The following is a 23,077-nucleotide window of genomic DNA, read 5'->3' on the forward strand; positions in this document are numbered from 1 at the left end:
TTTAGTTTTTGAAGTATAAAATCAAACCATGAAAAATAAACGCTATTGCCTGCTGGGTCTCCTGGCTCTTGGCTTTTTGGCAGAGCCCGTGCTGGCGCAGCAAAAGGTGACTTACCACCTCTCCTTCCCGAACGCGGTGCACCACGAGGCCGAGGTAACAGTAAATTTTTCTGATGTTACCTCTGACACGCTGCACGTACTGATGCCACGCACATCGCCGGGGCGGTATGCCATACACGAGTTCGCTAAAAATGTATATAATGTGCGTGCCACCGACGCACAGGGCAAGCCGCTCCAGATCTTCCGGCCCAACACCAGCGAATGGGATGTGCTGGGGCATAAGGGAAATGTAACCATCAACTATACTTTGTTTGCCGACCACGCCGATGGCACGTACGCCGGCGTAGACGAAACGCATGCCCACCTCAACATGCCGGCCACGCTGATGTATGCCCAGGGCTTTGAGCAGTCACCGGCCTTTGTCACGTTCAACATCCCGCAGGACAAGAACTGGAAAATAGCCACCCAGCTGAAGCAGGAACAAGACAATACCTATTTCGCCCCCAACTTCCAGTACCTGATGGACAGCCCCACTGAGCTCAGCAACTTTGATATGGCCGAGTGGACGGTGGATGACAACGGGAAGCAAAAAGCGATTCAGGTAACGCTGCACCACCAGGGCACACAGGCACAGTTTCAGGAGTATGTGGCCAAAACAAAGCAGATCGTAGCAGAGCAACGCGCGGTTTACGGCCAACTGCCCGCTTATGACTTTGGCCGCTATACGTTTATTGGCTGCTACATGCCACAGGCCGTGGGCGATGGCATGGAACACCGCAACTCTACCATGCTCACCAGTTCCCGTTCTTTGGCCGATGCAATGGCGGCCCTGCTCAATACGGTTTCGCATGAGTATTTCCATTCCTGGAACGTGGAGCGCATCAGGCCAAAGGGCCTGGAGCCATTTAATTTTCAGGAAGCGAACATGTCGGAGGCGCTTTGGCTGGCAGAGGGCTTCACAAGCTATTACGGCGACCTGACCATGGCCCGCACTGGTCTCTATGATCTTAAAAAATATGCCTCAGACCTGGCCGGCGACCTGAACTACGTACTGCTTTCGCCGGGCAGGGAGTACCATAGTTTAAAGGAGATGAGCATGCAGGCGCCTTTTGTGGATGCTGCCCGCTCCGTTGACCCGGTGAACCGCCACAACACCTTCATCTCCTACTATACCTACGGCAGCATGACCGGCCTGGCCCTGGACATGACGCTCCGCCAGCAGTACAACAAAACACTCGATGATTTTATGCAGGCCCTTTGGCGCAAGTATGGCCAACCGGAAAAGCCTTATACCCTAGCTGACCTGGAGGAAACCCTGGCAGAGGTATCAGGAGACAAGGCTTTTGCCAGCGCTTTCTTCAGGAACACCATCAACGGCAGCCAGTTGCCAGACTATGCCCCGCTGCTGGCTAAAGCAGGTCTGGAACTCCGCAAAGCCAAGCCAGGAGAGGCCACGATCGGAATGGTCGCCTTGAACCACAGCAAAGAGGGCGCTACGCTCATGAGTGGCACCTTTATCCACTCTGCCGCCTACAAGGCAGGCCTCGATCGCACAGACGTTATCCTGACGTTGGACGGACGTAAGATCCGAAAGGAAAAAGACCTCCAGAAAGTACTAAGCAAGCACAAGCCCGGCGACAGCATTCCGGTAACCTTTAACCGCCTTGGCCAGACGCGTAGCACCACGCTGGTTCTGGAAGAAGTGCCCACGCTGGAGGTAGTACCCTATGAAACCATCGGAAAAGAGGTAAGTCCGGAAATGCAGGCTTACCGGCAGGCGTGGCTGGGATCGAAGGTGAAATAAAGGCTATACAACAAATCTTTTAAGCAGTCGTTGTACCGTTTACCAATTATGCCTTTTGCTTTTGAACTACCGGTGCCCTATCTTAGTATAAAGAATTGGACTTCAATATTTTCATGTGAAAAATATATTCAGAACCGTACTCGCCGTTAGCCTGCTTTGGGCCGGCCAAGCCGTGGCACAGGAAACCAAGCCGAACCTGGATGCCGCGCCTGCCCCTGTCACAACCGTGGCTCCTGCAGCTATAGCACCACTGGCAGAAGCTGATGCCAAGCCAGCCTGGTCGGGGCCTAAGCTTAGCTACAGCATGGCCATGGGGGCCAGTTTCAGTAACGGGTTTGGCAATGCCACTTACGTTGAGCCCTCGGTTCGTTACCAGATCAGCAACCGCTTCAGGGTAAATGCCAGCATGACGTATGTGAATGTAATGCCTTATAATTCCAGCGTTGTTGGTCCGGAAGGCACGACCATGCTTTACCGCAACAACGGCGGCAGCCAGTACATCGGCAGCGTGGGCATTGATTACCTGGCCAGCGACAGGCTGATCCTGAGCGGTAACATCTGGAGAGACTTCTCGAACATGCCGACTGCCAGCCAAAACTATGGCCTGTATAGCCCCGGCCGCATGGGCATAGACCTTCGGGCAACCTATAAGATAACGGAGCATTTCTCGGTAACCGGTGGCATGCGCTACACCGATGGCGCTTCGCCTTACTACAGTCCGTTCAGTTCGCCGGGTTTCGGCAACAGCAACCGCGTTGGTTTTGGCTATTAAGCCCTAACAACCTATACCAGAAAGCGCTTTCCGGAACCATCGGGAAGCGCTTTTTTTGTGTTAACCTTAAAGGGGTAGATGCTGTTAAACTTACAGAACCTTCAAGCTTATACTTTGCAGAAAGAACAGAAGCATATCCGCTATATTAAAAACGAACGCCTCGAAACCATTAAACCGGATTACCGGGGTAATAAAATCGTGAACGGGCGTTTTGCCAACGGGGACGCGGTTTATGCCCCAGACTTCAGTAAAGTGATTAAATGGAGGCTAACTGCTAACCCGCAGCGCGAGGAGAAAAAACAGGATGACTATGCCCCTGCTGTAAACTATGGCTGCGATTTTATTGACTCGGATCAGGATATGGTGTTGTGGTTGGGGCATGCCAGCTTCTTTGTTCGCCTGCAGGGGATCACGTTTCTACTTGATCCTGTGCTCTACGATCTCCCCTTGATAAAACGCAAAACCGATTTACCCTGCCAGCCGGAGAAACTACGTCACATTGATTTTCTGCTCCTCTCGCATGGCCACCGCGACCACCTGGACGAGCCATCCATCAAAACAGTTTTTGCCCAAAATCCAAAGTTAAAAGCCCTGATTCCCTTAAAAGCGGGTGAGTTGCTGCGTACGATCAGCCCGAGCTTACCATACCAGGAGGCCGGATGGTATCAGAAGTTCGACCTGGTGCCCGATAAGCTGGAAGTATTCTTTCTGCCGGCCTCGCACTGGCACCGGCGCGGTTTGCTGGACACTAACAAAGTGCTTTGGGGAAGTTTTCTGTTAAAAACACCTGCGTTCAGCCTCTTTTTTGCTGGCGACACCGCCATGGATACACACTTCGAGGAAATAGAGCAGCTTTTTGGCCCAATGGACCTGTGCCTGATGCCTGTGGGCGCCTACAAACCCTCTTTTATGATGAGCAAGAGCCATGTGAATCCGCATGAAGCAGTAAAAGCCTTTAACTTATTGCGCGGAGGCACTTTTATCCCGATGCATTACGGCACCTTCGACCTGTCGGACGAGCCACCCGGAGAACCTGTAAGGATACTGCAGGAGATTGCCGCCGCCGGCATGCTACAGGACCTCAGGATACCAGCCATCGGGGAGCCAATTCTTTTGCAGGACCTGAAATAGATCGTTTTAAATGTGCATAACGGGTTTTCCACTACAGTTACAGCCAAACTCCTTGCTGCTTGCATTAAAACTACCAGTTATCACTGGTTATAGCCACCTATCCCGTTATTTTATCCACCATAATCCTTACCTTTGTAAGATTTTAAAAGGCTGTGGCATTCTTGCACCGACACTATAGTTCTTGCCCGGGCAACCTTTAGTGATGGTTATACAGAACAGGCAGCAAACAGTATTCTAGCACAATTTTCATTAATGGCAAAACGCGGATTCGGACTAAACGGAGAGCAGGACAAAGAAGGCAGACAGAAGATTACGAAAGAGAGTTTTCGCCGGGGGCTCCGCATATTTGGTTACGTGCTACCCTATAAGTTTAAGTTTATCGTAGGCCTGGGCTTCCTGGTGCTGTCCAGCCTTACCTTCATGGCTTTCCCTTACCTGGTGGGCAAGCTTTTCGACTCGTCTACGGGCAATGCCAGCGGCATCATGAAGGATATAAACATGATTGCGATCGGCCTTTTTGCCATTATACTTTTCCAGGGCATTTTCTCCTTCTTCAGGGTATATTTTTTCGCGCAGGTAAGCGAGAATGCCGTAGCCGACATCCGGCGCGACCTGTACAGCAAGTTTGTGCAGCTACCCATCTCTTTTTATGAGAAACGGCGCGTTGGCGAGATCACCAGCCGGATTACCACCGATGTGGCGCAGGTACAGGATGCCATGTCGATCACACTGGCTGAGTTGTTCCGCCAGACCACCACCCTGATCGTGGGTGTGGTCATCATCATGCTGGTCTCTATCAAGCTGTCGCTGTTCATGCTGGCTACTTTCCCGGTTTTGGTAGCCTTGGCGCTTGTTTTTGGCCGTAAGATCAAAGGGCTTTCCAAAAAAACGCAGGACGAGCTGGCCAATACCAACATCATCGTAGAAGAGACCCTGCAGGCTATTAACACTGTAAAGGCCTTTACCAACGAGATGTATGAAGTGGCCCGTTACAGGGGCACGCTGGGCAAAGCGGTAAAAACGGCCTTGTCTACTGCCTATTACCGTGGTGCCTTTATCAGCTTTATCATTATTGGTTTGTTCGGGGGCATTATACTGGTTATATGGTATGGCGCCACCCTGGTGGCGAACGGCGAAATTGAGCCTGGCAGCCTGATATCTTTTGTGCTTTATACTGTGTTCATTGGCGCCTCTGTGGGTGGCCTGGGCGAGTTATATGGCAAGGTACAGGCTTCGCTGGGGGCTACGGAGCGTATCCTGGAAATTCTGCAGGAGCAGGAAGAGCCAACCGACAAACGAATCACTTCGCTGGATGAGGTTCCGAAGGTGCAGGGGGATATACATTACAACCATGTGGCGTTCTCCTACCCTACCCGCCCGGACCTGCAGGTGCTGCATAACATCAACTTTCGGGTAAAGGCCGGTGAGAAAGTTGCCCTGGTTGGCCCTAGTGGCGCGGGCAAATCCACGATCATCCAGCTCCTGATGCGTTTTTACGATGTTTCTACGGGCGGCATTGCCGTAGATGGCAAAGATATCCGGGAAATGAACCTGACTACCCTGCGCGCCAACATTGGCGTAGTACCACAGGAAGTCCTGCTTTTCGGGGGTACCATCCGGGAGAACATCGCCTATGGCCGCCCGGGAGCAACCCACGCCGAAATTGTAGCAGCTGCTAGGAAAGCCAACGCCTACGACTTCATCATGTCTTTCCCGGAGGGCTTGGAGACCCTGGTAGGTGAACGGGGCATTAAATTATCCGGGGGGCAGCGGCAGCGCGTGGCCATTGCCCGTGCCATCTTAAAGAACCCGGCGATACTGATACTGGATGAAGCCACCAGCGCCCTCGACTCTGAATCGGAGCAGTTGGTGCAACAGGCCATGGACGTGCTGATGAAAGACCGAACCACCATCGTGATCGCGCATCGGCTGGCCACCATCCGTAAGGTAGATAAAATTCTGGTGATTGACGGCGGGCAGATAGTGGAAGAGGGCTCGCATGAGATGCTTTCGCTTAGTCCGGATGGGATTTACGCGAACCTCTTAAAACTCCAGTTCGAGTTGAGTTGATGCGCGTTAAAGTTGTAAAAGATAATGCTGGCACTTAAAACCTCTGGCAGTATTTCTCTTTTTGATTTCTAATGTTTGATTAACATCCTGCTTTGCCATGCCTTTCACGAAACAGTGCACTCTAGCCATGCTCCTCTTTTGCAGTTTCATATGTCCGCCAAGGCTATCGGCCCAGCACGAATTTTTAAATAACTTCAGGGCGCTGAATGCGTTTTATGTAGAGCTAAGCGGAAACGGAGATACTTATTCTGTTAACTATGAGCGCATTATTTACCAAAGCCTGGGGTTTAAAACAGGTTTACGCGCAGGAATCGGGTCTAATCTGTTCTTTATCCCGGAGGAGGCGGGTATCTACCCTATTATTCCCATTGAGGCAGTGGGCCTGCTAGGTAACAACAAGAAACATTTTGAGTTCGGTTTAGGTTATACCCGCAGGTTAACCGACGACCCGGATCTGCTGCACGACATGTATTTTGGCAGATTAGGCTTCCGGCACCAGGCACCGCGGGGCGGTTTAATCGTCCGGTTCGCCTTAACACCCTTTTTATCAGCTGAGAGCAATGTCAGAACCCCCGGTCTGGCCTTAGTGCCGCGGTTCGGGCTGAGTATAGGGCAAAGTTTTTAATCCTTTTGCTGTGTTCAGCAACACCTTTTGTATGATAGCAACAAACATCACCATAGCAACATTTAAACACCCAAATATTTAACAACATGAAAAATAAAATTTTAGGATTTGTACTTTCGGCAGCGCTTGTGCTTGGTGCCGGCTCCCTGCAGGCACAAGGCATTAAGATGCCCGCCCCCAGCCCTTCGCAAAAAGTAGAACAGGCTGTGGGCCTCTCTACTATTGCAGTAGACTACTCCCGCCCCTCTATGAAAGGCCGCGAGGTTTTCGGCAACCTGGTGCCTTACGATAAAATATGGCGGACAGGGGCCAATGCCTCTACCAAAATAAAATTCTCGGAGGACGTAACCATCGAAGGCAACAAAATACCAGCCGGTGAGTACGCGCTTTACACCATTCCGGGTAAAAACGAATGGACGGTGATCATTCATAAGAACACCAAACACTGGGGCGATGGCGGCAAAGACTACAAGCCGGAAGAAGACCAGGCGCGCTTTAAGGCGAAGCCCGTTCAGAACTCGCGCAAAGTGGAGTCTTTCACGATTAACTTCACTAACCTGAAGGCCGACGCTACAGACGTAGAACTGTTGTGGGACAACGTGATTGTGCCTTTTACTGTTAAAACAGACGTGGACAGCAAAGTAATGAGCCAGATTGACCAGCAGGTAGTGAAAAACCCGAAGGCCGAGCCCGCTTTATACGCTGCCGCCGCCAACTATTACTACGAAACCAATCGCGACCTGAAGCAGGCCCATGCCTGGATCAAAAAGGCAAACGATACAGACCCTAAATTCTGGAACGTACACGCCCAGGCCAAGATCGAGGCCAAGATGAAGGACTACAAGCAGGCCATTAAAACTGCTGAAAAATCAATGGAGCTGGCAAAGGCAGCCAATAACGATGATTATGTTAGCATGAATGAAAAGGCAATTGCCGAGTGGAAAAAGATGAAATAAAGGTACCTTTGCCTTTATCGTATAAAGGAGCCTCCGGAGTTATACTTCGGAGGCTTTTTTATGACACTTTAGCGCACCCCCCTTTGGAAGATAAACAGCATTCAGAAGAACACCTGGGCCCGGCCCGGGAATATTGGTGGAACGAGGACTACCTGGAGTTGCTGGCCCGCCGCCTGTATGTAGATTATTGTCAGACCCTGGTCGATATCGGCTGCGGCAAAGGCATGATGGGCTTCAAGTTTTCGAAATACATGCCCGATGGCGCCAAAGTGTACGGCGTGGATTACGAACCCGGTTACATACAGGAAGCCACCCAGCGGGCACAGAGCGAGTTTGGCCGCAACAGCATTCAGTACGAGTTTAAGGTTGGCAACGCCACAGATATCCCACTCCCGGACAACCTGGCGGATATCACGCTTTGCCAGACCCTACTGATCCATGTAAAAAACCCGCAGCGCGTAATACAGGAGATGATACGCGTAACCCGGCCCGGCGGCTGGGTAGTGGCCCTGGAGCCCAACAACCTGGTACCCAACCTGATGTTTGACCGCTACGGCGAAACAGATTATAACGTGGAGGGCATGCTGGATGTGCTGGAGATAAAGCTGCGCATCGAGAAAGGCAAGAAGCAGTTAGGCGAGGGTTTTAACTCGCTGGGCGACGTGATTCCTGATCTTTTTCTGAAGGCCGGCCTGCAGGATGTTAAAGTATGGATCTCGGACAAAGCCCTGGCCATTATCCCGCCATACGACACCCAGGAGAAAATGCTGCGCGTGGAGCAGATGATGCAGTGGATAGAAACCGAGGCCATGGGCTACGACTACCAGGACAACCTGAACTACTACATGGCCGGGGGCGGCCAGAAGGAAAAATTCGATGCCTACTGGCAAAACCTGCTCTACAATAAAATTACCCTGAAGCAGAAATTGCAAAACGAGGAATATGTTTCGGCGGGAGGCAGCCTGGTGTACATTGTAGCGGCGCAAAAACCCAGGTAAGTTTGCGTTTACATCGTTTCTTAGAATGCCGGTGTGGTGCGACGACTCCTTTAAACAACTAGCTTCCCGCCCCTCGCTTTCCTATAAATGGTTGCAGCATAAACCCAAACAAGATCACACAGCCGCACCCGATAACATTGAACCACAGGAAGGCGATCTCGGTGTAAAAGTGACAGTAAAGCACCACCAATTCCGCAAGCAGGGCGGCAAAGAACACGGCATTCCCTTTGATGCGCTTAAAATAGAATGCCACCAGGAATATACCCAGGATGGTGCCGTAGAAAATGGATCCGATGATGTTAACCGCCTGTATCAGGTTATCGAGCAGGGAGGCATAGGTGGCGAAAAGTATGGCCAGCAAACCCCAACCGACAGTAAATAGCTTAGAGGCCTGCAGGTAATGTGTGGGATCGCCTTTTTGGTTAACAGAGCGCTTGTATATATCCACCACGGTAGTGGAAGCCAGAGCGTTTAACTCCGAAGCCGTAGACGACATGGCCGCCGAGAAGATAACAGCCAGCAGCAAGCCGACCAGGCCAACCGGCATGTACTTCATCACGAAGGAGATAAACACGTAATCCGTATCGCGGGTCTCTGCTTCGGGAACGGCCTTCTTAATAACGCCTTTTACTTTCTCGCGCACTGCTTTCCCCGTGGCTGTTAGCGCTGTCACCTTACCTTCCGCGGCCAAGATTGCGGCATCGTTCTCGGTTCGTAGGGCTGCGACAAGCCCTTGTACCGCTTCCTGCTTTTGCTTAAAAACAGCGGTATACTGTGTTTCGAGCTCTCTGAGCTCGGGCTCAAAGGCAGTGCCGTGCACTTTGCTTTTCGCGGCTTCGTTGAAGAACGCCGGGGGTTCGTTAAACTGGTAAAAAACAAAAACCATCACGCCGATAAACAGGATCAGGAACTGCATCGGAATTTTCAGGAGTCCGTTAAAGATCAGCCCCAGCCGGCTCTCGCCCACCGACTTACCGCCCAGGTAACGCGCCACCTGGCTCTGGTCGGTACCGAAGTAGGATAATGCCAGAAACAAGCCCCCTGTTAACCCTGACCAGAAGTTATAGCGATCGTCCCAGTCAAAAGAAAAATCTACCACGTTCATCTTGCCCATTTTACCGGCCACGGCCACGGCATCGCCAAAGCTTACGTTATCGGGCAGGAAACGCACCACCATAATGCCGGCTATGATCATGCCGCCCATCATCACAGCCATTTGCTGCTTCTGGGTTACGCTCACCGCTTTGGTGCCTCCCGACACGGTGTACACGATCACCAGCAGGCCGATGACCAGGTTCGTGATCGTCAGGCTCCAGCCCAGCATCGTAGATAGGATAATAGCGGGCGCATAGATGGTGATGCCGGCGGCCAGCCCCCGCTGCACCAGGAAGAGCAAAGCCGCCAGCGAACGGGTTTTCAGGTCGAAACGGTTCTCGAGTAACTCGTAGGCTGTGAATACATTGAGCCGATAGAAGATAGGGACCACCGTGATGGAGATGATCACCATCGCAATGGGCAACCCAAAGTAAAACTGCACGAAGCGCATTCCGTCCTCGTAGGCTTGGCCGGGGGTAGAAAGAAAGGTAATGGCACTGGCCTGTGTCGCCATAATGGAGAGGCCGATGGTCCACCATTTCATGCTGTTATCGCCTTTCAGGTAGCCTTCAATATCCTTACTGCCCCGGGTTTTCCAAACACCATAACTTACAATAAAGCCCAAGGTGCCAAGCAGCACGATCCAGTCCAGAGTTCTCATTCGTAGAGCTTCGTGATGGTATAAAACAACAGGATCAGGAAAGCCAGGTTGCCCAGCACAAGCCAATACATACCGGTCCAGCTTTTAAAAAAGGGCGGCTTTTCGATAGGAGCCTCCGCATCCACAGGTAGATTATCTTTCATGTTGTTTGTAAAGGGCACGGTAATTTTAGAAGGCCAGCATGACACGGGTCAGGAGTTGAGAAAAGCACCTCCTGCTTTTAGCCAGCTTACGCCCCGTCAGCTGGTCCTGAAAATGAAGCATACAGGTTAATTCACGGCATCTCGGCCTTTTCCGCTTGTGGCCCCATCTTGTTTTCCCAAAGAGATCATATTGGCAAACAGGCGGTAGGCGCCGGGCACTCCGGCTGGCAGCTCCCTGAACCACGAGTAGCCTGTATAGATGTAGTTTCCTTTTCCATACTTTGCCACCAGCAGGCCGCCGTCACGGGCAGGTTCGCCGGGGTCGTTGGAGGAAAGAATGGCCTCGTACTCCTTGCTCCACTCGTTAGGGAAGTACAAGCCGCGTTCCTGCACCCAACCTTCAAAATCCTTTGAGGTGATTTTATTCGGCGTGTTCAGCACGGGGTGTTCAGGCTGAAGCAGGCGCACTGCAGCATCTTCTACTGTTACCCGGTCGCGGGAGAGCTTGAGCGGGTAAGGGCCCACATTGTCCACCACCAGGCTGTGGTTGGTATTGTACTGCACGATCAGGTTGCCCCCCTGCTTGACATACTCCATTAAAACGGGCTGCTGATATTTCAGGCGCTCTACGGTGTTGTAGGCGCGCACGCCCAGAATAACCGCGTCGAACAGTTGCAGGTAGCTCAGGCGCATGTCCTCGTTTTTCAGCAGGGTTACGTCAAAGCCGATCTGCTGCAAACTGGCGGGCACATCATCTCCGGCACCCATCACATAACCCACCTTCTGCCCCTGCTTTTTGAGGTCTAGCTTCACAATTTTGGCCGTGGCTACCGGGAAAGTAGCCTGCGCAGGGATATGGCTGTAGCTGATCTCCTTCAGGCCCTGCAAATACTGGCGGCCTTCGAGCGTCACAATGGCTTGAAGCTCTGCCTCCTGTTGCCCCTGCGGCGGATAAACTGTAAAGGCCATGTTTTGCTCGGCGCCCTTGGTTGCCAGCTTAAAAGCAAGCGAGGCCGGCTCGGAGCGCCAGCCTGCCGGCATTTGCAGCATTACAGAACCAGCTATGTTTGCTTTTCCAGCTTTTATCCGCGCCTGTACCTGCTTGGGTTTCTGATCAGCAAACATGTACACCTGCTCCGAGATGTTCACAAACACGGGAGGCGTGATAACAAAAGGCCGGTATACCTCGCCCTCTACCGGATCGGTGTGCTTGTACACCACGGGCACCTTTACTTGAAGCGGCTCACCTGCCACCAGCAGGTGAAAGTTAACCTGTGCGGCGGGGGCATTCTCGGGCATCCCGACTAGTTGCTGATCCGGGATGGCGAACATGCCCAGCGTACCGGGCTGAAACAGCCAGTACGGCTGGGAGACCGGCATGTCGGCTGGTAGGGTAACTGTTTTGCTAAAAGTAAGCGATTCATTGTTTCTCAGTTGCTTGTTGAGGCTGGTATCCTGTGAAGCAAAGCCATAGGTAACACTTTGCAGGCTAACCGGCACAGCAGACCGGTTGATCGCCTCGACCTGTACGCGCACTGCCTGGCCCGGGGCCGCCGCGAAATCTGCGGCAGTGGCCTCGAGGTATAAGCCCATGGCATTTTGGATCACGTCCAGGAGCGCTTCCTGCTTCACGCGCTTCCAGTAGCTGTCGGGTAGTTTGTCCAGCGCTTTCTTTGCTGCCAACAGGGTGGGTACAACCGCCGCCGGATCAGCGGGTTTATAAGCGGCAATGGCCTGGCTGATGAGTTTCTCTACTTTATCCCCGCCTTTTACGCGGCTCCAGGTGGTGTTAATGTGCTCGAACAGGTCGTTGGTGGCCGGTTCGCCTTTGGTGAACTGGAAATACTCAGGCGAAGTGCCCCTGGAGGCCGAGGCCCCAAACCCTTGGCTTTTGTGCATGCTGCGGCTTTCGGCGGCTATCTCTCCATACGATTTGCCGAGCAGGGGATTATACACGCCCACATCCAGTTTCAGTAATTTATCCGCATATTTTTCAAATTCAGCCTGGCTCCCAAACGACCAAACGCCGGTGTTCCAGAACATCCTTTTGGGCTGCCACACCGCCACATACCTGAGCTGTTCCGGAAAGCGCTTGGGGTCGGCAGCCGCCGAGAAGGCCTCTTCGGCCAATATGGCCGAGGCTGTATGCTGCCCATGGCCCGCTCGTTCGTCGGGTGGGAAGCGCGTGATCATGACATCGGGCCTGAACTTCCGGATCACCCACACCATATCCGCCAGGGCTTTCTGTTTGTCCCAGATGGTGAAGGTTTCTTCAGCATTTTTAGAATAGCCAAAGTCGTTGGCCCGGGTAAAGAACTGGTGCCCGCCATCTGTCCGGCGTGCCTGCAGCAACTCCTGCGTTCTGATAATACCCAGGCCCTCGCGTATCTCCGGCCCCACCAGGTTCTGCCCGCCATCGCCCCGGGTTACAGATAGGTAACCGGTGTTGTAGAGCTTTTCGTTAGCCATGAAGGCAATCAGGCGGGTATTCTCATCATCCGGATGGGCAGCCACATACAGCACAGAGCCCAGCACGTTCAGCTTTTTAAGGTCCTGTAATAGTTTAGCCGACGACGTTTTAGCAGGCGACTGGGCCTGTAAGGTTCCGGTCTGCAGCAATAGCAGAACTGGCATCAACAGGCACCACATCCATAAAGCAAATCTTTTCATAGAATATTTCTTCTCTTTACAGCTCGATACAGCAGTCAATTACACAGCTGTATGTAAAGCTAAAAAAATCAAGCCGGATTGCCTTCATTGACGCTCTCCTTTCTGACAGAAAGCCTTCTTGAAATGACAAACAGTAAAAGCCGGGCCTGAAGAAGCCTTCAACCCCACCCAGGTATAATGCCGCGCTATTAATTATTATTTCGTGGTGTAAAAAGAATTATGAGGCCTTTCCAGCCCTGCTTTGCATGATTATTATTGTAATAGATTGCATTTATATTCAATAAACAGTATATTTGTAGCCTATTAAGAAAATTCTGTATTTTTATACTTCATATGCTTATTTGGCCTGGTTTGAACCGGAGCACTTATCACTTATTACATGAGTCGATGATTTTTCCTGTAACTTCACTGTTGGCTTTATAAGGATAAAACTTCACGTTTAGTATTTATGTCCAGCTCTCAAGAAAGTAGAATAGAGGACTTTGCATTTGAATTCCTGCAGAACTATTACACCTCGCAGCAAGGTGCGAAGAATGTGTTGATCAGTAAAGCTGATAAAACTAAAAGCGGTGAATTGGTGGATGGCCTTTTAGCCTTTAGAGATAGGGACAGTTCTGTGTTCCTGGCTTCTGTTACTTACAAGCATACACAGGAGCTGGCCACTTTACTAACTAACTACAAGAAGAATGGCTTGAGCAAGGTGCGGTATTTTACACCCTTGGTGCTGCTGGTTACTACGTTTCTGTTCATGGCCCAAACTGAGAATATTTTTGCCTTGTGGGTGCTTCCTTTTGTAATAGCGTTGATGGGGTATTTTGTTCATTCCTTTGCTGAGAAGAACCTGCTGAAGCGCAAGGTGCAGCGCCTGGTGGACGAGCTGAAGAAACATAAATCTAATGAAAAATGGCTGGGCATCTCTACCAGCAGTCTGAACTTCCGGAATAACAGCCTGGCCAGTTTTTTATTGAAGCTTTGCCAGCGCCGTGGCATCGGCATCATAACAGTTGGCAAGCGCGCTAAGGTGGTGCTGATACAGGAGTCGCGCACGCATGTTTCCAAGCGTGGCGATTACCTTTCCCATTACAAGGCGGAAGAAAGTATACGAAATGCTGTAATGGCTGAAAAGATCCTTCGGGTAGCGTAGCCGTATACCTGAATCGGTAGATACAAGCCTGCGAGAGCGTTAAACAACGTTTGGAAGCGATAAGGCTTTATAAAAGTTCTATTCATATGTCTGATACGCAACCAACACATGTATGGCATCGGGTATTCGGATCTATAGCAGAAGCCAAAGAGCAGGTACCCCTCCGAAAACTGGTTCGGCTTGAACTGGAGGGGCGCGCTGTCTGCTTCGCTCACACCCCCACAGGTTTCTTTGCGTTGGATGATGCCTGCCCGCACCTGGGTTATTCGCTTAGCCGGGGCACCACCAATTACCTGAACGAGGTGATTTGCCCCTGGCACAGTTACCGGTTTAACCTTACCAATGGCCGCGAATGTTCGTATCGCACACGCAATGCTTTGCTACACCCCGTAGAATTACGCGACGACGGCGTATATATCGGTATCCAAATCTGCTCGCCTAAGGCGTAAAATTCTTCTTCCCTCGCACCCACATTCAAACGAAAAGCACGTATACAGCCTGCAGGCGTTTCACTGCTTTAGTCGTTTTAAAGCCCCGTGTGATGGAAATATACTATCAAGAATTCCGTGAACTGATCACCATCTGGCCGCACCCAATTCTGCTAAAGCACCCTGACGGTGTAGTGTACCTGATGTTTACTTACAAAAAAGCCTACATCGAGGCTAAGTGGTTTGGCCACATCACAGCTGACAACGTGATAACGGGTGCTAAGGTATACCTAGACCTGATGCATAAACACTCTAACCAACGTTTATTGAACGACAAGCTGGAGGCAAGCGGGGACTGGGAGGAGGCCAATGACTGGCTTGAGTACGAATGGCTACCCAAAGCCCGGGAAGCCGGGCTCCGCTGCTTTGCGCATGTTTACTCGCACAATATGTTTAGTAAGCTGTCTGCCCGAGACCTTTACCTGCGCCTGGAGCATAACCTTGAAATCCAAAACTTCATTAGCAAAAAAGAAGCCTTGCATTGGCTTACTACCTGCCCGGTGCACGCCAAGGTTTGTGACTAGCACGATTTTGCGCACTTGCTTTTCCTGCTAACGTCAAAACCTCCTCTGGTCTTCTCCCACAAGGAAGAAGTACAAAAAACGCATATCATAAAACCTGCCTTGCGATTAACCCACCCCCTACCCCTCCGAGGAGGGGAATCACGCTGCCCTTCTACTTTGATTACGCTGCCATTATACTTTGATAAAGACTAAGCACCGATCATGGATCCATGTGCAGACGAATTCACAGAATAGCACCCTAATTTAATGCCACCTTTGCTACAGCATGACTTCAAAAACCGGGAACGATTCCCCTCCTCGGAGGGGTAGGGGTGGGTTTACACCGTCAGAGTATCTTAAAGAGCGCAACTTGGGTTACCTAATTTAAGAGGATATATCTCAACAAAAAAAGTGGTTTCACACTCGCTAAACGCCTGCATCTGAACGCAAGCTAGCAATAGCCGTACTACTTCTCATAAATTCGAAAGGTCTTATTTCAGGATAAAATAAAGTTTATGACAGAAGAAGGCATCCCACCCGGCTGGAGTTATAACCCTGCCACCTGGTCGCAGCGCATCCCCATTGTACTGCTTGCCTTGGTAGGTGTGGCCATTGCCAGTTACCTGGCGCTTTTCCAGCTGCATGTTTTCCCCCATGTCTGGGATCCTTTTTTTGGAAACGGGAGCACGGAAATCCTCACCTCTGCCACATCGAGGCTGCTTCCCATACCAGATGCCGCCCTTGGCGCCATAGGCTATTTGCTGGATGCCGTTACCGGAGCTGTTGGAGGCACCCGCAGGTGGCGTACCATGCCCTGGATCGTGATCATGTTCGGGTTGGCCGTCGGGCCTTTAGGCTTTATCAGTATCCTGCTCGTCATCCTGCAGCCTGTGTTATATGATGCCTGGTGTACCCTTTGTCTTTGCTCTGCAGCCATCTCTATTGTAATGATTGGCCCGGCCATGGATGAGATGCTGGCCAGCCTGCAATACATGAAGCGCGTAAAAGATTCAGATGTATCAACCTGGAAAGCATTCTGGGGTTATAGGAGTGTACAAGAAAAAGTGAAATAACATGTGGGCACAAATAATAAACGCTATACTGGGTATATGGTTAATGGCTTCTCCGGGCATCTTTGGCTTCGGGGGTAGCATCGCGGACAATGATCATATCGTGGGGCCGGTTATAGCTTCGTTCGCCGTCATCTCCTGGTGGGAACCCACGCGTGTGGTCAGGCTCTACAACTTGCCGCTAGCGGCCTGGCTGCTCCTGGCTCCCTGGGTGCTGGGATATTCCGATACAACGGCCATTGTTAACGACATGGCGGTGGGAGTGCTGGTATTAGGTCTGGCACTGGTAAAGGGTAAAATTAGCGGAAGCTACGGTGGCGGCTGGAAAGCCCTCTGGCACTCAGATTCACTCCATGCCCGGGAGGCGCGCACGAGACAGGACTATGCTGACGATACGGCATGATTTCTTTACTGCCTGCCTTCTGCTCGAAAGATAAGTTCAGCATGACCTGGTTACAAACCTGCTACAGTGCGCGGCGCATGCACTGTAATTTCTACTGTGTCTAAAACCACATCCAGAACAGGAGCTTGATAGCTGGAGACCTGATCTGCATTCGCGATTAATTTTTCGGGTGCATGTACACATACGGCCTCCTGACTTGCCAAACCGAAACCCAGGAAAGCGGCGAATAACAACACTAAAATTTTCATAGCTTTATATTTTTTGATGATTAAACTTTTTTTCGTTTAGGAGTCTCTTAAAGCTTCTCAGCAACAATTTCTACTTCCGGCAATAAGTTAGGGTAGTTTTTATACTCGTTTAATTCCTTTCTTGCCTGAAGCTCCTTGCTATCGTCAGCGGATTTTTTAACTGTTGCTCCGAAACCGAACATAATGGCGAATAATAAGATGATAATTTTCATGACGGTAATTATTTAGTGGTTAATGATTTATTGATGTAACAAACTTACTCTATAGTACTTTGTAATGCAAGGTACTGTTACACTAATTACTACTGTTTTATACCAACTGCTTAAAATTATCCGCGAACAGCTCAAAAGATCTGATAAACGGCATAATCCTGTTTTATCTATCTTTCGGGCATAAAAAAACTGTGCTGAAAGCATTAAAAAGGACTAAATGACATGAAAAAAGGCCCTCAAAGTATGGAAAGCTGTATCCTGTACGCTGTTTGGAGAAGGGTAAATTACAGCGGCGCCTATACCTTTGCCTCATTATCCGTAGGTACAGTGCTATGAACACGGTATACTTTATTAGCGGGCTGGGGGCCGACTGGCGCATGTTCCAGTTTCTAAAATTGCCTGAGCACCTGCCCCAGTTTCAAATAAAATGGATTGAGCCGCTGGACGTGCAGGAATCGCTGACGGCCTATGCCCAACGGCTTTTGCCCCAGATCCAGCACCCTGAACCCATACTTGTCGGGTATTCGTTTGGAGGGCCGGTGGCAGTTGAAATTGCCAAGCTTATACCTGTACGTAAAATAATTCTTATTTCGAGCCTGGCCATTCGCCAGGACCTGCCCTGGTACTACCGACTGGCAGGCAAGACCCTGCTGTACAGGTATCTCCCTTTCAAATTGCTCCAGAACACCTACCCGGTGGCGCCCTTCATTTTTGGGGCCCATACTCCTTACGAAAGGCGCATGCTGAAATCAGTTTTCTTTAGGATACACGAAAAGTATTTGCGCTGGTCGTTGGGCCGGTTACTCGACTGGCCACAGAATACGCTTCCTGACAACATGCTACAGATACACGGCACCGCTGACCTGGTGCTGCCGCTCCACGACAGGCCAGACATTATAAAGATAAGCAAGGGGGAGCACCTGATGGTGTTACACCGGGCCGAGGAGATCAGCCAAATTTTAAGCAGGATTTTATTAGATTGCACCCATGACGAACAAGAATAAATTTATCGTGAACACGGCCAGCGGACAGCAGGTTGACCTCACACACGCCACCACCTTAAAAAGCAACAACCTCTATCCTTTCGGCAGGCATAATTATTCGGTTTACGAAACACCTGAAGGGCTTTTTGTAAGGGGCCTGAACAGCGGCGAACGCGAGATCATGCTGACCCATTTTGAGATGCTCGACGAACAGACAGCACGCCATTACACCCACGATTATATCCGCCACGATAACTAGATGATGGAATTCAGCTTCTGGGAGAAAGAAACATACTTTGGCCACATAGATGCCCTGATTATTGGCAGCGGCATTGTAGGGCTCAGCGCTGCTTTGCACCTAAAAAGTGCCCAGCCCGGTTTGAAGGTGGTGGTTGCAGAGCGCGGCTTACTGCCCACGGGGGCTAGCTCCAAGAATGCCGGCTTTGCCTGCTTCGGAAGCCCGTCAGAGCTGCTTGATGACTTGGCGCACCATTCCGAAGACGAGGTGTTTAAGTTAGTAGAGCGTCGCTGGAAGGGCTTGGAACGCTTGCGGCAGCGCCTCGGAGACATCACCATCGACTTCCACCGTTGGGGCGGGTATGAGCTTTTCCAGAGTACCCAGGCCGAACTGTACCACTCCTGCCTGGACAAGCTGCCTTATCTAAACAAACAGCTGCAGGGCATTACGGGCGAGCCTGCCGTTTTTCGCGAGGCTGACGGCAAAATTCCTGATTTTGGGTTCCGGCAGGTTGCCCATTTGCTAGAGAGCACTGCCGAAGGGCAGATCGACACCGGCAAGATGATCCTGGCGCTCACCCAGAAAGCGCAGGCCATGGGTGTACTGGTGCTGAACGGGCTGGAAATACTGCAGCTGCATGACGAGAGCACCGGCATAACAGCCACCACACAACAAGGCGTCACGTTGCGAGCCAAAGCCGCACTGGTAGCCACCAATGGCTTCGCAGCCAAACTGATACCCGGCCTTTCTGTTGTGCCCGCCAGGGCGCAGGTGCTTATCACCAAACCTATCGACAAGCTAAAAATAAAAGGTACTTTCCATTACGATTGCGGCTATTATTATTTCCGGAACATCGGCAACAGGGTGCTGTTCGGCGGGGGCCGAAACCTCGATTTCGTAACAGAACAAACTACTGTGCTTGGTCTCACGGAACTTGTGCAGCAAAAGCTGGAGGAGTTACTTCACCAGGTTATTCTTCCGGACACGCCCTTTGAGGTAGCGCACCGCTGGAGCGGCATAATGGGTGTAGGCAGTGAAAAAACTACGCTTGTCAGGCACGTATCGGAGCGGGTTAGCTGTGCGGTGCGCATGGGCGGCATGGGGGTGGCCATCGGATCTTTGGTAGGTGAAGAAGGCGCAAACCTGGTATTAGAGCACGTATAAGGCTATGAGCAGTAACTAACAAGGCAAACAGAGATACTGCTTGCCTTGTTAGTTGTAATTGCCCCAAGGCATTACCCGGGCAGGTTTTGAATCCATTGATTGGTATTTTGGTATAATATCACGTTGCGGTTTTTCGTTTCTGCTTCTTCGGCACGGTAATAGGCCTGATACTCATCCTCCCCCATCTCTTCGCGCAATGCAATGTGAAAACGCGATAGTTCCGGATATAATTTATTTCGCTCCAATCTTTCTTCGGGGCTGTTCCTGTTAAATTCAAAAAAATCTCTCATGGTTGGTTTAAAAGTATAATATAGGTTAAACAACTGATTTATAATCAATTCCGCAAGATTAATCATACTCCCTTACCAAACCCTAGGTTTTCGGACTTTTTGCAATCTTCCCTGGTATCCTATCTCCACTTTCCCTTAACTAAAAAAAAAACCAACCACCCCGTAAGGGAATGGCTGGTTTACTAATGAAAAAATGTTTTAAATTATTTAACTGCTCATGAGGGTAATCATATAACTATCAGCCGACTAGCCATGAGTTCAATATTAATTTTAGGTCAAGTCCAACTCTTTCCAGCATCGTAGCAGCAGCTTCAGTAAAGCCTCCGGCGTAAGCAAAACACCTTTGCGAAACTGGCTGCCTGGCCGCAAGTTTAACTACCACAATTGTTAACTCCTGGCTTGACGAACTTATGCCTGAACAACCATATAGATTCTAATTTTAGTAATTTCCTAAACAGGCTTACAACCCGAGCACATCGGCCCCCTGCTCAAACACGATGTCTACCGGGATATTAGCTTTAGACAAACGATCCAGGTCGGCCTGCAAGGTAGGGCTTACCTGGCCCTGCTGATTCAACAAATCTCCTACACCGGCGTAGTCCCCCTCGCCCTGCAGCGTCAGTATCTTTTCCGACAGCTTGTTCATGGCCGCACGCATTTTGGCATAATCCACCCTGTATTTGCCTGTCTGCTCATCGCGCTGAAATGCCCCGTTGTCTTTAAAGAAGTTGAAGCGCACCATGTTCGCCTTGCCGTGGGCACTGGCTGCCCCGAAACGCACCGAGCGGAAAATACCCGCCAGGAAGGTAGTATAATAATCTTCCAGGTTTCCTTCTATTTCGCCTTTCTCATGTAACTGCGTGATCATGTATAAGCCCAGGATATCTGCCTTTCCCTCTTCCAGGGCAGATGCATGCTCTTTAAGTGCCTCGCGAACCGTGCCTTTCCCGTTCACGGTATTCTTCACGCCGAGTCCGTGCGCCACCTCATGAAACATGGTGTTGGCAAAGAAGGCGTCGAAGGTTACGTGCTGCTGCTGGTCATCCACGATCAGCTCCTCCGCAATGGGCACCATGATCTTGTCGAACTTGGCGCGCATCGCATTTTTAAGCTGCAAACGGCGGGTGCCTTTCTTCAGCTGCACTTCTTCGTCGTTTGGCAGGTTAATGGCAATCGTTTTGCTGCCCGCGTTGCTGTCGCCGGCGTAAAACACCACATCGTAAGCGTTCAGGTCAGAATCGGTGCCGGGGGTTTCTGTTTTATACTTGGCAGGCACAGGCAAGCCGCGTTGCAGTTCAGGCAGAAAGGCCGCATACTTGGCCAGGCGCTCGCTCCACTCCATGTCCTTTATCAACACGTAGGCCTCGTGCGCCGCTTTATAGCCGAACAACTTATCCTCATAGGTTTCAATGGGGCCGATCACCACATCCACCCTGTTGTTCTTCATATCCATCCAGGCCAGGTCGCTGGGCTGGTAATTGTCTGTTAAAAGGGCTTCGGCACGCAGGTTCAGGTATTTCTTCAGTCCAGCATCATCCGCTAAACTCGCAGCCTGCTTTAAAAGGTCCGAAGCGCGCTTCACCTCATCCTTAAACTGCACATGGTAGGGCACCGTGATCAGTTTGCCACTGGCATCGCGCAGCAGGAACGTATACTGGCTGGCTTTATCCTTCAGGTTGGCCTGCTCAAACTCTTCCTTCGTCATATTGACCGGGTAAAAGTTTGCCGCATCCGGCTTGGGTCCTACCCCTGCAATAAAGGGCTCATTGTTGTTCAGCCGATCCCAGGGGCCATAGTTTATCTGCACGAAGCGTTTTGTAGCTTCGCTATCCAGGGTTGCCAGCAGCGAGTCGCGCTGGCCGTAGGCCTCGTACCAGAACAGCTTGTTCATAATGTCGCCGGCCTCAATCAGTAGCGGGATCATCTTTTTCTCATTCGCGCTTAAGCTGCTTACATCCGCCGTTAACCGCACAGTGGTGTACATGTCGAGTTTCTGTTGCAAGGTATCGTCAGTTTGGACAGCGGTAGTGGAGGTTTCACCCTCTGTTGTGGTAGTGGTGCAGCCAAACGAGGCTGCCGCTAGTGCCGAGGCAAAAAGAATATGGCGTGATTTCATTTTGGTTAGTTTGGTTCAGGCATTGAAGGTAGTAAAATTTGGGCTGGAGTGAAAGCAGAACGCCTTTTAAGCGCAGCCCTAACAAAAAAAGAGATGAAGCCCACAAGGACCTCATCTCTTTCTATGATCAGTTTTAGTGATGTTTAGCCACACATATGTAGGGGCAAATAGCTTTCAGTTAAACTGCTCGAAAATTAAAACAGTCCGAACAGTTCGGCTTGCACCTTCTCTATAATTAAGCCCAGATCCTCGGGGTTGGCGACAAAATCCATGTTATTTACATCAATCACAAGCAGTTTTCCCTGATCGTAGTTGCTCATCCAGGTATTGTAATGCTCATTCAGGTTACGCAGGTAATCGATCCGGATGTTGTTCTCATAATCCCGGTTACGCTTTTCTATCTGCCCGATCAGCTTAGGCAGGTCGGCTTTTAGGTAGATCATCAGATCAGGGGCTTTCACCATTTTGATCATCGACTCAAACAGGGACAGGTAGTTTTCATAGTCCCGGGTGCTCATTAAACCTGACTGCTGCAGGTTCTTTGCAAAAATGTGCGCGTCTTCGTAAATGGTTCGGTCCTGGATCACGCTCTTCCCATTGGCTTTGATCTCCTGCACCTGGTTAAAACGGCTGTTCAGGAAGTATACCTGCAGGTGGAAGGACCAACGCTCCATGTCGTCATAAAAATCCTTTAAGTACGGGTTGTTCTCTACCGCTTCCAGGTACAGGTCCCACTTAAAGTGTTGCGAAAGCTTGGTGGCAAGGGTTGTTTTGCCAGCGCCAATATTGCCTACAATTGCAATGTGCATGGTGATAAGAGGTTTTTAGTAAAAGCCGGTTACAAAAATAGCTTTTTTTAACACAAACAGGTGACGCTTGCCTAAGAACTTCCCCACCAGTTATCCACAAGGCACTGCCCCCGGCAAAGGCGCCTTTTCGCTGATTCATTTAACCCCATTACCAACGCCCCGTACAAACAAGTAACCATTAACTAAACCAAGCTATGACAAAAGGACACAACCAAGACCGCAACAAGCAGAGCAAGCCCGAAGCCCGGGACAAGAACGATGTAAAAGAGAATCGCCACCTTACCGATCAGAAACAGAATAAGAGTCCGGACCAGGGGCGTAATGAAAACGAAGACCAATCTGGCGGAACAAAAGGCCAGAACGCCATATAAACACAAATCCCCGGCAGCCATCAGGTTACCGGGGATTTCTGCTTAAAGTATAC

The 23,077-nt window shown here is 50.6% G+C and carries 24 protein-coding genes; 16 read left to right on the top strand and 8 right to left on the bottom strand.

Features of this window, described 5'->3' with window-relative positions; all coding sequences use genetic code 11:
• Positions 1 to 28: 28 nt before the first annotated feature.
• The 7 genes from AC4BAN_RS14005 (at position 29) to AC4BAN_RS14035 (ending at position 8,416) form a co-directional block, all read left to right on the top strand.
• Positions 29 to 1,864 carry a M61 family metallopeptidase gene (locus tag AC4BAN_RS14005; RefSeq protein ID WP_490565031.1) on the top strand — a complete coding sequence of 612 codons (1,836 nt, stop codon included), beginning with the start codon at positions 29 to 31 and terminating at the stop codon, positions 1,862 to 1,864.
• A 115-nt stretch (positions 1,865 to 1,979) separates the two neighbouring features.
• On the top strand, positions 1,980 to 2,636 hold the full coding sequence (locus AC4BAN_RS14010; protein WP_490565032.1) for a hypothetical protein: 657 nt from the start codon (positions 1,980 to 1,982) through the stop codon (positions 2,634 to 2,636).
• Positions 2,637 to 2,714: 78 nt separating this feature from the next.
• Positions 2,715 to 3,767 carry an MBL fold metallo-hydrolase gene (locus AC4BAN_RS14015; RefSeq protein ID WP_490565033.1) on the top strand — a complete coding sequence of 351 codons (1,053 nt, stop codon included), beginning with the start codon at positions 2,715 to 2,717 and terminating at the stop codon, positions 3,765 to 3,767.
• 252 nt (positions 3,768 to 4,019) lie between these two features.
• Positions 4,020 to 5,837 (top strand): ABC transporter ATP-binding protein, encoded by a 1,818-nt coding sequence (locus AC4BAN_RS14020; protein WP_490565034.1) that lies wholly within the window; start codon positions 4,020 to 4,022, stop codon positions 5,835 to 5,837.
• Positions 5,838 to 5,934: 97 nt separating this feature from the next.
• Positions 5,935 to 6,462 (top strand): hypothetical protein, encoded by a 528-nt coding sequence (locus AC4BAN_RS14025; RefSeq protein ID WP_490565035.1) that lies wholly within the window; start codon positions 5,935 to 5,937, stop codon positions 6,460 to 6,462.
• Positions 6,463 to 6,548: 86 nt separating this feature from the next.
• Complete coding sequence (locus AC4BAN_RS14030; protein ID WP_490565036.1) at positions 6,549 to 7,418, top strand: DUF2911 domain-containing protein; 870 nt, start codon at positions 6,549 to 6,551, stop codon at positions 7,416 to 7,418.
• Positions 7,419 to 7,501: 83 nt separating this feature from the next.
• Complete coding sequence (locus AC4BAN_RS14035) at positions 7,502 to 8,416, top strand: class I SAM-dependent methyltransferase (protein ID WP_490565037.1); 915 nt, start codon at positions 7,502 to 7,504, stop codon at positions 8,414 to 8,416.
• Between the two features lie 58 nt (positions 8,417 to 8,474).
• Here the strand turns inward: AC4BAN_RS14035 and AC4BAN_RS14040 are convergent, their stop codons facing one another.
• The 3 genes from AC4BAN_RS14040 to AC4BAN_RS14050 form a co-directional block, all read right to left on the bottom strand.
• Positions 8,475 to 10,172: a sodium:solute symporter family protein gene (locus AC4BAN_RS14040; RefSeq protein WP_490565038.1), complete on the bottom strand. Its 1,698-nt coding sequence runs from the start codon at positions 10,170 to 10,172 to the stop codon at positions 8,475 to 8,477.
• Positions 10,169 to 10,315, bottom strand: a complete 147-nt coding sequence (locus AC4BAN_RS14045; RefSeq protein ID WP_490565039.1) for a hypothetical protein — start codon at positions 10,313 to 10,315, stop codon at positions 10,169 to 10,171. The genes AC4BAN_RS14040 and AC4BAN_RS14045 overlap by 4 nt, the downstream gene beginning before the upstream one ends.
• Before the next feature lie 126 nt (positions 10,316 to 10,441).
• Positions 10,442 to 12,985, bottom strand: coding sequence for a PIG-L deacetylase family protein (locus AC4BAN_RS14050; RefSeq protein WP_490565040.1), 2,544 nt, complete (start codon positions 12,983 to 12,985; stop codon positions 10,442 to 10,444).
• Positions 12,986 to 13,433: 448 nt separating this feature from the next.
• Here AC4BAN_RS14050 and AC4BAN_RS14055 point away from each other — a divergent pair, with 448 nt between their 5' ends.
• The 5 genes from AC4BAN_RS14055 (at position 13,434) to AC4BAN_RS14075 (ending at position 16,593) form a co-directional block, all read left to right on the top strand.
• Positions 13,434 to 14,129, top strand: coding sequence for a hypothetical protein (locus AC4BAN_RS14055; RefSeq protein ID WP_490565041.1), 696 nt, complete (start codon positions 13,434 to 13,436; stop codon positions 14,127 to 14,129).
• Positions 14,130 to 14,215: 86 nt separating this feature from the next.
• On the top strand, positions 14,216 to 14,578 hold the full coding sequence (locus AC4BAN_RS14060; protein ID WP_490565042.1) for a Rieske (2Fe-2S) protein: 363 nt from the start codon (positions 14,216 to 14,218) through the stop codon (positions 14,576 to 14,578).
• 92 nt (positions 14,579 to 14,670) lie between these two features.
• Positions 14,671 to 15,141 carry a hypothetical protein gene (locus AC4BAN_RS14065; RefSeq protein ID WP_490565043.1) on the top strand — a complete coding sequence of 157 codons (471 nt, stop codon included), beginning with the start codon at positions 14,671 to 14,673 and terminating at the stop codon, positions 15,139 to 15,141.
• Between the two features lie 494 nt (positions 15,142 to 15,635).
• Positions 15,636 to 16,193 carry a vitamin K epoxide reductase family protein gene (locus AC4BAN_RS14070; RefSeq protein ID WP_490565044.1) on the top strand — a complete coding sequence of 186 codons (558 nt, stop codon included), beginning with the start codon at positions 15,636 to 15,638 and terminating at the stop codon, positions 16,191 to 16,193.
• Position 16,194: 1 nt separating this feature from the next.
• Positions 16,195 to 16,593, top strand: a complete 399-nt coding sequence (locus tag AC4BAN_RS14075; protein ID WP_490565045.1) for an SPW repeat domain-containing protein — start codon at positions 16,195 to 16,197, stop codon at positions 16,591 to 16,593.
• A gap of 50 nt (positions 16,594 to 16,643) precedes the next feature.
• Here AC4BAN_RS14075 and AC4BAN_RS14080 read toward each other — a convergent pair whose 3' ends face one another.
• Positions 16,644 to 16,841: a hypothetical protein gene (locus tag AC4BAN_RS14080; protein ID WP_490565046.1), complete on the bottom strand. Its 198-nt coding sequence runs from the start codon at positions 16,839 to 16,841 to the stop codon at positions 16,644 to 16,646.
• A gap of 47 nt (positions 16,842 to 16,888) precedes the next feature.
• Entirely contained in the window at positions 16,889 to 17,053 is a 165-nt protein-coding gene (locus tag AC4BAN_RS14085) for a hypothetical protein (protein WP_490565047.1), read from the bottom strand.
• A 332-nt stretch (positions 17,054 to 17,385) separates the two neighbouring features.
• Here AC4BAN_RS14085 and AC4BAN_RS14090 point away from each other — a divergent pair, with 332 nt between their 5' ends.
• From AC4BAN_RS14090 to AC4BAN_RS14100, 3 genes are read left to right on the top strand one after another with little or no spacing between them, the layout of a single operon-like run.
• Complete coding sequence (locus AC4BAN_RS14090) at positions 17,386 to 18,057, top strand: alpha/beta hydrolase (RefSeq protein WP_490565048.1); 672 nt, start codon at positions 17,386 to 17,388, stop codon at positions 18,055 to 18,057.
• Positions 18,041 to 18,295 carry a hypothetical protein gene (locus AC4BAN_RS14095; RefSeq protein WP_490565049.1) on the top strand — a complete coding sequence of 85 codons (255 nt, stop codon included), beginning with the start codon at positions 18,041 to 18,043 and terminating at the stop codon, positions 18,293 to 18,295. The genes AC4BAN_RS14090 and AC4BAN_RS14095 overlap by 17 nt, the downstream gene beginning before the upstream one ends.
• Positions 18,296 to 19,438, top strand: coding sequence for an NAD(P)/FAD-dependent oxidoreductase (locus AC4BAN_RS14100; protein ID WP_490565050.1), 1,143 nt, complete (start codon positions 18,296 to 18,298; stop codon positions 19,436 to 19,438).
• A gap of 71 nt (positions 19,439 to 19,509) precedes the next feature.
• Here the strand turns inward: AC4BAN_RS14100 and AC4BAN_RS14105 are convergent, their stop codons facing one another.
• The 3 genes from AC4BAN_RS14105 to AC4BAN_RS14115 form a co-directional block, all read right to left on the bottom strand.
• A complete protein-coding gene (locus tag AC4BAN_RS14105) occupies positions 19,510 to 19,728 on the bottom strand; it encodes a hypothetical protein (protein ID WP_490565051.1) in 219 nt (72 codons plus the stop codon).
• A gap of 460 nt (positions 19,729 to 20,188) precedes the next feature.
• The gene (locus tag AC4BAN_RS14110; protein ID WP_490565052.1) at positions 20,189 to 21,844 is read right to left on the bottom strand and encodes a DUF8614 domain-containing protein; all 1,656 of its coding nucleotides are present in this window, start codon (positions 21,842 to 21,844) and stop codon (positions 20,189 to 20,191) included.
• Positions 21,845 to 22,038: 194 nt separating this feature from the next.
• Positions 22,039 to 22,653 carry a deoxynucleoside kinase gene (locus AC4BAN_RS14115; RefSeq protein WP_490565053.1) on the bottom strand — a complete coding sequence of 205 codons (615 nt, stop codon included), beginning with the start codon at positions 22,651 to 22,653 and terminating at the stop codon, positions 22,039 to 22,041.
• A gap of 194 nt (positions 22,654 to 22,847) precedes the next feature.
• On the opposite strand from AC4BAN_RS14115, the gene AC4BAN_RS14120 reads away from it, so the two are divergent.
• Positions 22,848 to 23,024 (top strand): hypothetical protein, encoded by a 177-nt coding sequence (locus AC4BAN_RS14120; protein ID WP_490565054.1) that lies wholly within the window; start codon positions 22,848 to 22,850, stop codon positions 23,022 to 23,024.
• Positions 23,025 to 23,077 lie beyond the last annotated feature (53 nt).

Source organism: Pontibacter sp. GD13 (assembly GCF_058216355.1).